The sequence below is a fragment of the Cyanobium sp. BA20m-p-22 genome, from assembly GCF_024346275.1.
GTDB lineage: Bacteria > Cyanobacteriota > Cyanobacteriia > PCC-6307 > Cyanobiaceae > Cyanobium_A.
The window spans coordinates 1-9,967 of sequence record NZ_JAGQCQ010000122.1; the positions used below are offsets into that span (position 1 = coordinate 1).

Annotated in this window: 11 protein-coding genes; 7 read left to right on the forward strand and 4 right to left on the reverse strand. The window is 56.5% G+C overall.

Going from position 1 to position 9,967, the window contains the following annotated elements:
• Together KBZ15_RS11465 and KBZ15_RS11470 are read left to right on the forward strand one after the other, a co-directional pair.
• A partial coding sequence (locus KBZ15_RS11465; RefSeq protein ID WP_255015357.1) for a hypothetical protein occupies positions 1 to 224 on the forward strand: 224 nt, incomplete at its 5' end.
• Between the two features lie 554 nt (positions 225 to 778).
• Positions 779 to 1,759, forward strand: a complete 981-nt coding sequence (locus tag KBZ15_RS11470) for a S1C family serine protease (protein ID WP_255015358.1) — start codon at positions 779 to 781, stop codon at positions 1,757 to 1,759.
• A gap of 209 nt (positions 1,760 to 1,968) precedes the next feature.
• Here KBZ15_RS11470 and KBZ15_RS11475 read toward each other — a convergent pair whose 3' ends face one another.
• Positions 1,969 to 2,160: a hypothetical protein gene (locus tag KBZ15_RS11475; protein ID WP_315859879.1), complete on the reverse strand. Its 192-nt coding sequence runs from the start codon at positions 2,158 to 2,160 to the stop codon at positions 1,969 to 1,971.
• Positions 2,161 to 2,181: 21 nt separating this feature from the next.
• Between KBZ15_RS11475 and KBZ15_RS11480 the strand changes: the two genes are divergently transcribed.
• From KBZ15_RS11480 to KBZ15_RS11505, 5 genes are all read left to right on the forward strand, one after another.
• Positions 2,182 to 2,487: a Nif11-like leader peptide family natural product precursor gene (locus tag KBZ15_RS11480; protein WP_254932296.1), complete on the forward strand. Its 306-nt coding sequence runs from the start codon at positions 2,182 to 2,184 to the stop codon at positions 2,485 to 2,487.
• 272 nt (positions 2,488 to 2,759) lie between these two features.
• Positions 2,760 to 3,347 (forward strand): class I SAM-dependent methyltransferase, encoded by a 588-nt coding sequence (locus KBZ15_RS11485; RefSeq protein ID WP_254932295.1) that lies wholly within the window; start codon positions 2,760 to 2,762, stop codon positions 3,345 to 3,347.
• Positions 3,348 to 3,619: 272 nt separating this feature from the next.
• Positions 3,620 to 3,970 carry a PAS domain S-box protein gene (locus tag KBZ15_RS11490; RefSeq protein WP_255015359.1) on the forward strand — a complete coding sequence of 117 codons (351 nt, stop codon included), beginning with the start codon at positions 3,620 to 3,622 and terminating at the stop codon, positions 3,968 to 3,970.
• Positions 3,963 to 5,765: an EAL domain-containing protein gene (locus KBZ15_RS11495; RefSeq protein WP_315859878.1), complete on the forward strand. Its 1,803-nt coding sequence runs from the start codon at positions 3,963 to 3,965 to the stop codon at positions 5,763 to 5,765. The genes KBZ15_RS11490 and KBZ15_RS11495 overlap by 8 nt, the downstream gene beginning before the upstream one ends.
• 555 nt (positions 5,766 to 6,320) lie before the next feature.
• Positions 6,321 to 6,887 (forward strand): hypothetical protein, encoded by a 567-nt coding sequence (locus tag KBZ15_RS11505; protein ID WP_255015360.1) that lies wholly within the window; start codon positions 6,321 to 6,323, stop codon positions 6,885 to 6,887.
• A gap of 353 nt (positions 6,888 to 7,240) precedes the next feature.
• Here KBZ15_RS11505 and KBZ15_RS11510 read toward each other — a convergent pair whose 3' ends face one another.
• The 3 genes from KBZ15_RS11510 to KBZ15_RS11520 form a co-directional block, all read right to left on the reverse strand.
• A complete protein-coding gene (locus KBZ15_RS11510) occupies positions 7,241 to 7,486 on the reverse strand; it encodes a hypothetical protein (RefSeq protein ID WP_254930877.1) in 246 nt (81 codons plus the stop codon).
• A 581-nt stretch (positions 7,487 to 8,067) separates the two neighbouring features.
• Positions 8,068 to 8,286: a hypothetical protein gene (locus tag KBZ15_RS11515; RefSeq protein WP_255015361.1), complete on the reverse strand. Its 219-nt coding sequence runs from the start codon at positions 8,284 to 8,286 to the stop codon at positions 8,068 to 8,070.
• A gap of 338 nt (positions 8,287 to 8,624) precedes the next feature.
• A complete protein-coding gene (locus KBZ15_RS11520; protein WP_255015362.1) occupies positions 8,625 to 9,539 on the reverse strand; it encodes a histone deacetylase in 915 nt (304 codons plus the stop codon).
• Between the last annotated feature and the right edge of the window lie 428 nt (positions 9,540 to 9,967).

Here is a 9,967-nt window from a genome sequence, read left to right on the forward strand (position 1 = left end):
TTCCAGCCGGGCGACACCGCCTCCCGGGTGTGGTGACCATGCAGGAAAGGCATAATCCGGAGCTGCAGATTGGGGATGGGGTCCGGGTGCATGCCCCGCGCACCCGTTGGGACCAACGGCACGAGACCCTCCACCGCATTGAGGTGGGACAGCGCAGCTACGCGTGGGTAATCCTGGGTGGCACTGCCACCCGCTTTCCTTTGCGGCAGTTGAGTGGGCTTTAGCTCGGCAGGGGTTGGGGTGAACCGCAAGGAGCCAGCTTCTGTTTTGGTGCCCGCGGACCGGAGTCCCAGAGATTTAGCAGCCCCATCAAAAGACACCTTGCCAATGATATATTGCGACGCAGGAAATAAGCATCTTGGCTTCCTCCAAGGAGGAACAAATCTCAGGGTTTACATTTGTCACAATCTATTGCATTGCCAATTTATTGGTTCAAAATTATGAATATGCTTGAACAAAATGATTGACAAAGAGGCTTTCAAATCATTACTAATCTTAACATTTGCGCTAACCCTGTTTCGGCCCTGGCGGAGTATTTGCATCAGACGCGCAAAGTGGAGTTAAACCAGGTCCATCGAAATCCCCAGGTGACGAGCATGTAATTGAAATCAATGACTGGAAAGAGCCTCCAAAAGATATTCCTTGGTCGAAAATTGTCACAATTAAAAGCCCTTTTGAGACATACAGAGCAATATGGGATCAGGACTATCGCGGCAGAAGTTGCGCTTTAAGTTGTAATTTCTATGATGGTATAATTAGTAGATGGACTGGCGATCAAGTGGCGGTGGCCCAGTTTTCAACATACTGTTTTAGTGGAAATTGTAGGAAAACATTTCAGAATATATCTTACGGAATAGACTTAAGTATTAATGGCGAGCAATTCAGCCTCTCCGGCAGTGATGGGTTATTTGTTCTAAATGCCAAAGTGCGTAGGGCACTAGAAACTTCACCTGAATCTCCAAAGATATCACTAAGGCTTGGCGGAAATAATTCAGTTATTTACAATATTGGCGCGACTTCAGCGGCTTCCATAAGAAAACTTATCCTAGAAGAATCAAAAGAAGACGTGACACTAAGGTCCAGTGGTTTAACAATTCAATTGACTCCTGCCGTCAAAAAAAGTGAACTAGTCCAGCCAGTCGTAAAGCGTACTCTGCCTGGCGTTGTGGAGATTTCGACACCTCGCGGGAAAGGAACTGGCTTCCTAATTGATAACAAAGGCTTGCTCCTGACAAATAGGCATGTTGTAGGCCGCTTCCCTGAGGTAGATGTCAGATTTAACGATAGCAAGTCGGTACGCGCTAAGGTAATTGGCAAGACAGCAGACCTTGATATTGCACTTTTGCAGATTCAAGATTTATCTACGAAAATTAACTATCCAGCGCTTCCTTTGTGCATTAGAAAGACTGCAACGGTCGGTGAGGACATTATTGTAATTGGAAACCCGCTTGGCCTTCAGGCGACTACAACTCGTGGAATTATTAGCGGCGTCAGGAATGAGGATGGCTCTACAATGCTTCAAATTGATGTTCCCGTAAACCCAGGCAACAGTGGTGGACCAATTGTTAATTATAATGGAGAAGTTCTTGGTATTGTCACTGCGAAGATGGTTGCCCTTGGTGTTGAGGGCATTGGGTTTGGAATCTCTCTCCCCTCAGCACTTGAAAGCCTGGGGATTAAGGTGGGAACTGCATACATTCAGGATTCTGCGAAAACATCACCTGCAGACTATACGGAGTGCGGCAACAAGGCTCTTTAGCGGTGGTGCCGGTGTTTGCTGCTGATAAGGCCGAGGCCCTGGAAGCCGGCAAAGAGCTGTTCCCCGGCCATCGGGTCACGGTGGTGCTGAAGGAGGGCGAGCCTGGTACCTAGTGCCCGCAGAAGCAGGGCCGCCAGAGAAGGAATAGGGGCATAGCGGATATAGCCGCGTGTGGTTGTCCTCCTGGGAATACGCCACCGTTTCCGCGATCACGCCAGCCACAGCAACTCCCCATCGGGTTGCTGCTTCACCAGCAGGCAGCCAATTAGCTCGGGGGCACTGACCTCGGCGGGGCGGCTGAAAAAGGAGTGGAGGAAGTGCTGGGAGGCCGTGGTGGCTATGGGTGTGGCTGTGGGCAGAAGTTCTGACGACCGATGGAGAATGGGTGATAATGGGGGCACTCACACTTCACCACTCAGGCGATGTCAGAAGAGCAACTCAAGGCGTTTATAGAGCAACTCAAGGCGTTTATGGAAGCTGTCAAGGCAGATGCTGGTCTTCAGGAGAAACTCAATGCAGCAGCGGATGCTTATGCCGTTGTGGGGATTGCCATGGAGGCGGGCTTTGTAATTACGGCAGAGGAGCTGCAGCGGGCTCAGGTGGAAGTTATGGTAGATAGGCGATCTCAGAAGAGGAGTGGCACGGGGTGGCGGGCTGAATTGGGCAGGTGGGATTGGGAAGGCAGAGATCTCAGGAAAGGGTCTAGGGAAGAGGAGCTTGGTTCCTAAGCTGGGATTCTGTTGTTCTGGCACTTGATACGCACGAATGGGGCGCAGAAGAGGAGCTTGAGCGGGTGGCTGGTGGGATTGGGCAGGCTTCCTGCCGGTAGCTCTGCTTGTGGTTGACCCACCAGAAGGCCATGAACGGTGGCTGGGGTTTGACCTGTTGTAGCCCAGGCGAACAATCGCCGCCTCGACCACGGCCGCCGAGGGCGCGCTCAATGCTCTGATGGCCAGGGGGCAACCTGTCCATCCTCCAGCCAGACAAGGCCTCAGTACGCATGGACATCCTTTCCCACGGTCACAGCACCACCTCGACGGATGGGGAGACCCCCTCGGACGTGGCCCGGCTGCGGGCGGAGCTCAGCGAGTTTGAGCTGGGCCGGTACCTGCTCAACAACCTGGGCCTGAACGGTCAGTGGACCTCCTACGTGCTGCTGTACCCCGAACGCGGCTCACAAACCCGGCTCAGCAGTGATGGATCGCCCCTGAGTGACCTGGAGACCTGGTTGCTGGAGCGCTGTCCGCTCCTGCTGGCGACGCAACAGCGCTTCTGTCTCATGCGTGGGCTGGCCCAGCCGTTGGTGCGATCCGGCATGCAACTCGCCTCCCTGCCATCGGGGCTGATGGACGACCTGCTCACACTGGACTACGCGGCATGCCATGACGTCAGCCTCACCGCCATTGATCTCGATGCCAAGGCGCTGGACGCTGCGCTGCGCAACCACAGCAAGCGCCACACCCCCGTGGCCATGGCGTGCGAAAAGCGGGATGCCTGGCAACTGGGCTGCCAGGGACGCTGGGATCTGATCACCAGCAACGGCCTGAATATCTACGTCGACGACGACCAGCTCTGCACAGCCTTTTAACGCTTCAGCGCCTGATGGAGCGGTACTTCCTTGTGTATCAAAACCTGGCGCATCCGCCGGCGTTGACGGTCGCTCGCAAGTGCGCAACAGGCTGAGCTCCTTGGCAAACGCCAGCCGTACGCGGAACCTCAGTAGGATGTAATATTATTAAACTTCCCGTTTCGAGGACTCGCTTGATTCAGCAGCAGGAGGATCCCCAACGAGATCGGCAGCCATCTGATCGGCCAGAAGCGGCTGGTAGTAATCCCATAGCCGTTCCCAGCATCAAGGAGTTGCAGCAGCGGGATCGCCCGTTTGTGCTCGCAGATTCGCTTGGGCAGATCGTGGCGATTAATTCTGCATTTGAACAGGCTTATGGCTGGCGCGATGAGCAGCTTCGCGGCAAGTCGCTCAGCGTGATTCTGCCGGCCGCCTTCAAGATGTCTCACCAGCTTGGCTTTTCCCGTTTCCAGGCGCTGGAGACTTCCACGATCCTGGCCCACCCCCTGCGCCTGAAAACGGTCTGCGTCGATGGCAGGGAGGTTGTCTCAGAACATTTCATCGTGGCGGAGAAGGTAGAAGGGGTTTGGGTGTTTGGTGCAACTCTCACGCCGCTGCCGGATCAAACGCCAACCGATGCCTGAATCGCCGTCGCTGCCGCCATCCCATCCTCCCGAAGGAGAGCTGGAGCTGGTTGAAGAGTTGAGGCGCACCTTGGGGCGCCTGGATTCAGCCCTCGGCCAGATCCGCGAGGCCCTGGTGCTGGTGGATGCCGCTGGCCAGGTGATCTGGTCGAATGCGGCCTTCGATGGCCTGGTGGGCAAGCGAAGGCTTGAGATTCTCGGTGCCAGTCTGCACCGCGTTCTTCCACTCAACCACGTGGGTGAGCCGATTCTCACGATCGAGCAGACCCGGGGGGCGAACCAGAACAGCGGCATGCTCAACGCCATCCTCAGTGAGCTGCCATTACAAGCTTTGGAGGTGGAGTGGCATCCGGTGCTCACGGAAGAGCCGAATCCGCTGATGTTCTCGTTCCGGGATGTGAGCAATCGGTTGGCCCTGGCCACCCAGGCGATGAGGTGCTCGGTTACAGGGCTACTGAATCGACGCGGCTTGCTTGAGCGGATCCAAACCTCGCTGCACCACCTGCGCCGCCAGCCTGGCCTGGTGACACTACTCTTCTGTGACCTCAACCATTTCAAGCAGATAAACGATCTCTATGGCCATCATGTAGGGGATCGCCTGCTGATCGAGATAGGCCAACGCCTGCGCGCAAACATTCGCCCTGAAGATGTGGTTGGCCGCATCGGAGGCGATGAATTTGTGGTGCTGGCTATTGATGTCGACAGCAGAGAGGAGGCTATCCAATGGGCCAACCGTCTTCATACGAAGATTACCGCACCGTGGCATGACGAAGGCAAGACGATCACACCACGCCTAAGTATTGGAATCGCACTGACAGCAGATCCGGAGATATCCGTTGATGAATTGCTATGCAACTCTGATCTGGCCATGTATTCAGCCAAGGCCTCGCCGACCGCTTCGGTGGCTTTGTTTGATCCGCAGCTGGATAAGCAGGTCAAACGCGAAAGCCTGATCAGGTCCCGCTTACAAACGGTGCTTGCAGCTGATCAGTTATGCGTTAATTATCAGCCAATCATCGATCTGGTGAATGGATCCATAATCGGGTTTGAAGCTCTGGCACGCTTTCCCGCGGAGGAGGGAGTCAGTATTTTGCCGAGTGAGTTCATTCCTGTGGCTGAAAATGCGGGCCTGATTCATCGCATCAGCGACATAGTACTTAGCCACTGCCTGGAGGAGCTGAGCGGTCTTAGTAAAGGCCTTCAAGCCATGTCTATCTCAATCAATATGAGCCCGCTGCAGTTATCTCAGGAGGGCCTGGCAACAAAGATGATCCAAATAGCAGAAAAGCTGCAGGTGCCGCTCTCCTATCTTGTGCTCGAAGTAACCGAATCACCCCTGATCGACCGGCCGCAGAGTGCGATTCGTGAACTCGGCCACCTGCGCGATTGCGGCTGTCGTGTTTATCTGGACGATTTCGGGACCGGCTACTCCAGCATGTCCTGGTTGGCGCAGTTGCCGATTGATGGCATCAAGATCGATCGCAGTTTCGTAACGGGTCTACTGACCGATCCTCGCAGCTCTCTGCTGGTTGCCACGATGGTCCGATTGGCTCGGGATCTGGAGCTGGATGTGATCGCCGAGGGGGTGGAGGAGGAAGCCCAGGTCGATGCCCTGCTGGCAATGGGTTGCACCAAGGGCCAGGGCTACCTCTTCGGAGCGCCCGCCCCGTTCCCTGAGCGATTCTCGTTCAGCAACCCTCGATGCGCAGCTGTTCCTGCCAGCACCACCAGCAGTAGCGCTGGGAGTCCACCACCAGCTTGTGCTCGAGATTCCACCAAAGGTGATCACCGCTGAACAGCATCTGCCGCATAGAACGTTGCGGCGGCATTGGCGGAAAGTCGTTGATCCGGCTCGGTCATCGACGAGCCACCCCCACTGCGTATTCACGCTTAGGAGCGTCCTGAAAAACCCGCGCGCAACAAGGTAGCAAGCATTAAATCCTGAGATTCCCGTGATTTTGTTGCTTGATGCGCAGGTTATAAAGACATGCGAAGGTGGTATCTATTGTCTTTCGTGCTTCTGCATCCGGCGATCGGATGGTTTGTTTTTGGAAAACTCTTAATGGGACGAAGGTGGAGGTTTGGCTGCGGAGTTTGGATACTGCGCTGGGCCCGCATTAGGCCGATCTACATGCGCCGATCCCGGCTGAACTGCGGCTCGTTACTCTCTCCAACTCCCACTGGGTCCCTGCTGCCAATCACCCCCTTTCCATCAGCCGGCTTGACGGGACAAGGTGACCACCGCCTGGGAAGGGCAGAAGGCTTGAACACCTACCACCAGTCCATGCGCATGCTGGTCTGAATTGCAGCGGTTCTAAGTCCGTCCGTGAGGCGAAATCTTGATCAGACTGTGTTTCTCGCCCCGGAAACGATGGCGTCGCTGGCCGCTACAGCCCTGGTTCGTGATCTCTGCGCTGAGGTGAGGGGCCTCGGAGCTGCGCTCACTACCAGCGAGAGAGCCAGGGCCACCCTCCGCCTGTCGACGCTGAGTGCCTTGCTGCTTGGCGGCGCCTGGCTGTACTGGCGTCTGCCCCTGGGGGGGGGGGCCGCGATCAGGGCCGTCCTCATCGCCGGTGTGGCCTATGGCCTGCTGCTGATCGCAACCCACGAGATGGTGCATGGCACCCTGCTGGGCTTCCGGACTCTGGAGCAATGGCTGGCTTGTTTGCTCAGCTGGCCGATGGCCTGGCTCTATCTCACCTATGCACGCCTGCATCATCTCCACCACTGTTGGAATCGCATTCACGGATGCCGTTGCCGCCTCATCAGCAGGCATGGGACTGTGCCCCTGGGGCCACCTAGACGCGAGGCCTGTCAACTGGCAAACCACGACCCGTCTAGCTGGCCATTTGGTTCCACGGACGAGCAGCTGGTGATCGATCGTTGCGCTGCCTCATCGCAGGCGCCACCTTGGTAGGGCACCGAGGCAACTTGCAGCCGGACCCGAGGCAGCAATCAGTCCAGCATCCGGATCCAGACCCACCACAGCAGAGCCACCGGCACCATCGCCAGAGCCAGCACAGCTAGGCCCTGAAGCTGTTCTGAGTTCATTGGCCCCACTTTGTGCGAGTAGCAATCAGGACCGCCACAAGCTGCTGGCAGTGTGGCTCAAGGTGAAGGGCTGAGCTCGGGGCCCAGTGCAATCCTTGGCTTCTATCACTCGCCGTCACTTTTTTGGTGGCGTCGCGGGTGTCAAATCAAGGCTGTGACTAGGGTTTGAGTTGTTGCAACTGGGGCTCCCAAAACAAAGTAATAGGCAAAAATGGACTACTAAAAATCCTGATTTGCAATAGATGCATAATTATTATGGTTGCGATATTTATTACTAAATTCTACCTCCAGTTCCCTCCTGATCTGCGTGATTGCTTCCCGCACTGCGGCTTTTTCATTTTCTTCGGAGGTAATTATTTGTTTTGCAACTTCGCGAAGCATTTCAATGTCATCGCAAGCATCAATCTCGCGGAACGCTGTCTCCAGTCGGAACTTTTGCTCCAGTGAAAGTCGGTGATTGGACATGTTATTGGTGGAGCAAAGCCCCATGTAAGGGACCTTGCTGTTTATGGGTTTTACTATTGGACTTCTGAGATTGTAAAAGGGGCTGGGGGGAAGCTTGTAGGCAATGGGTCGACCTCACCATTGGCAAGAGCTCTTGCTCGGATGTACATCTGACTATCCGTTGCGCCCTGAGCTTCCATTGCGGTTGCTACCGTTGCCCAATTTTTAACTTCAGTGGACATTTGAAAGAATGAATGTCAGACCACCCAATGTTCGCGATCACGTCTTGGTGGGTGCGAGGCGGAAAGCCGCACCACTACCGAACTTCAACGATCAGCAAAAATTGTTAGTTAACACATCTCTAAATATTATAGACTTTTGTTTATGGCTCCAGCGGCTGCAGTGAGTACAGCTGCGAATGACAGACTTCCTCTAAGGACGCGGGCAGTGCATAGCAAGCAGCTCCAGGCGGCTATGGCACTGGCGCAGGACCTGCCTGAGCGCCCGGCTGTTTGGTGAGATCAGGGACCAGCAGACCCCGGCTCTCAGCCGATCTGTCCTGCGTGCCCGTAATGCGCTTGTGCTGTAGGCGCAGCAGGAGTTCAGGACTCGTTCAACAGGCTCAGTGCTTCCATCACCTGAAGGCGGATGCCGCCCAGCCGGGTCCAGGCCCGTACCGCATCCTTTCTGCTCTGGTAGGGGCGCCAGTCATCCTCAGCGATGCGGCGCTGGAAATGGGCTGCCACACGCAGGGCAACGGCGACATCGCTTCGCCTTGCCAATCGGAGCGTTTTCCCTCCGATCACCACATCAGCAGGCATAGCGTTGTGGAGCAATCAGGAATTGACCAGGCTCATTCTCTGCCCTCCCCAGCCCCCTCTCGGGCCAGGATCGGGAAACAGACTTTGGTCCAGTCACCAGAATATGCATCGTCACCGCAGTAATCAATAGTCCCATCATGCGCTGCTGCTGTGCCAACAACCTTTTGCCCGGTGTCAACTACGTACGCGCCCGCCTATCTAAGTGTCGCCGTGCAAACCTTTGGCTTCAGGGAGAAAACTTCCGCAGGCCGGCAGCCGTAGGTGATCAGGGCCCACGTAGGCCACGACCACTTGTGCCCTGCTCACCCGCTACATCTGGGCGGATGATTGGGATCTGTTTAGAGCCGATGAAGTCTGGCCTGCTCTGCGGCGGCCCGGAACACCAGGCTGTGGCGCTCCACGAGTGGCTCCAATAGGTCGTAGCCGCCACCTATCACGGTGGCAATTGGGATGCCGCGCCTTAGGCAGGCATTGAGCACAAGCCGGTCGCGGTTTAGTAGCCCATCGCTACTTAGGCAGAGCCGTCCAAGGCGATCGTCTCTATGGGGATCGACCCCTGCGTTGTAGAGCACTAGTTGGGGCCGATGCTGATCGAGCAGGTCGGGAATTAGATCGCCGATAGCTCTGATGTAGTCAAGGTCTTCCGCCCCATCGTCAAGGCCTACGTCGACGTCGCTGCTCTGTTTGCGCAGCGGAAAGTTGCTGGCGCAGTGGACGGAGAAAGTGAACACCCGTGGGTCCGTAGCAAAGATCGCCGCTGTGGCATCACCCTGGTGCACGTCGAGATCGACCACCATTAACCGTTCCACGGCGCCCTCGGCCAGGAGCACACGGGCCGTCACGGCGCAGTCGTTGAAGATGCAAAAGCCACTGCCGTAATCAGAGAAGGCATGGTGAGTGCCGCCGGCAAGGTGGCAGGCCACCCCGTAGCGAAGCGCCAATCGGGCTGTGAGCACCGTCCCCCCAACCGCCAGCCAGGTGCGCTGCACTAAGGGAGTGGTGGCGGGAAGACCGATACGGCGCTGATCGGCGGCACTGAGTTTGTCTCTGGCGAAGGCCTCGTGGTAACTGCGTTGATGTACCAGCTCTAGCCAGCGGCGGGGGGCTGGTAGAGGTGTGTGCAGCTGGCTCGGCGACGCTATCCCCTTCTTCAGCAGCAGGGAGTGGAGCTGCTGGAATTTCGCCATCGGAAAGCGATGGCTGCTCGGCAGCGGAGCTGAATAGGCCGGGTGGTAGACGATCGGAGGGCCCAGGGCAGAGTCCTTCTCAGCGACGATCTCAGAGAAACAATTTAGAAGGCCAGGACCGCCATCCACCCGCTGATGGAAGCTGCAGTCAGGGCTGAGCACCCTCGGGGATTGCAAGAGGATCTGGTAGCCCCTGGCTGATCGCAAGGGCGCGCTTGTAGATGGCGCCTGAGGTCTGGCCGGCAGCCTCCATGGCAGTGCGCATGTTCTGCCAGTAGTGGAGTTTTTGCTCTTGAGTCATTAGTGCTACTGCGATTTCAGGCGCAAACGGTCTCTCTGCCGCGGCGCCGGCCCAGCGGTTCGATCCATTCGTTCACCACAACCTTGTGCTGAACAAGTCGACTTGGCAGGCGGCAGCCAAGGTTGATCTGCCCCTCGTCCATTAGGCGCCCCAACCGAATCGCCAGGGCTTCTTCGTGCCGGGCAAAGGCACC

Coding starts and splice junctions, on each gene's coding strand:
- KBZ15_RS11480 (WP_254932296.1), top strand. CDS start 2,182: ATGTCAGAAGAGCAACTCAAGGCGTTTATAGAGCAACTCAAGGCGTTT.
- KBZ15_RS11485 (WP_254932295.1), top strand. CDS start 2,760: ATGGACATCCTTTCCCACGGTCACAGCACCACCTCGACGGATGGGGAG.
- KBZ15_RS11495 (WP_315859878.1), top strand. CDS start 3,963: ATGCCTGAATCGCCGTCGCTGCCGCCATCCCATCCTCCCGAAGGAGAG.
- KBZ15_RS11510 (WP_254930877.1), bottom strand. CDS start 7,486: ATGTCCAATCACCGACTTTCACTGGAGCAAAAGTTCCGACTGGAGACA.
- KBZ15_RS11515 (WP_255015361.1), bottom strand. CDS start 8,286: ATGCCTGCTGATGTGGTGATCGGAGGGAAAACGCTCCGATTGGCAAGG.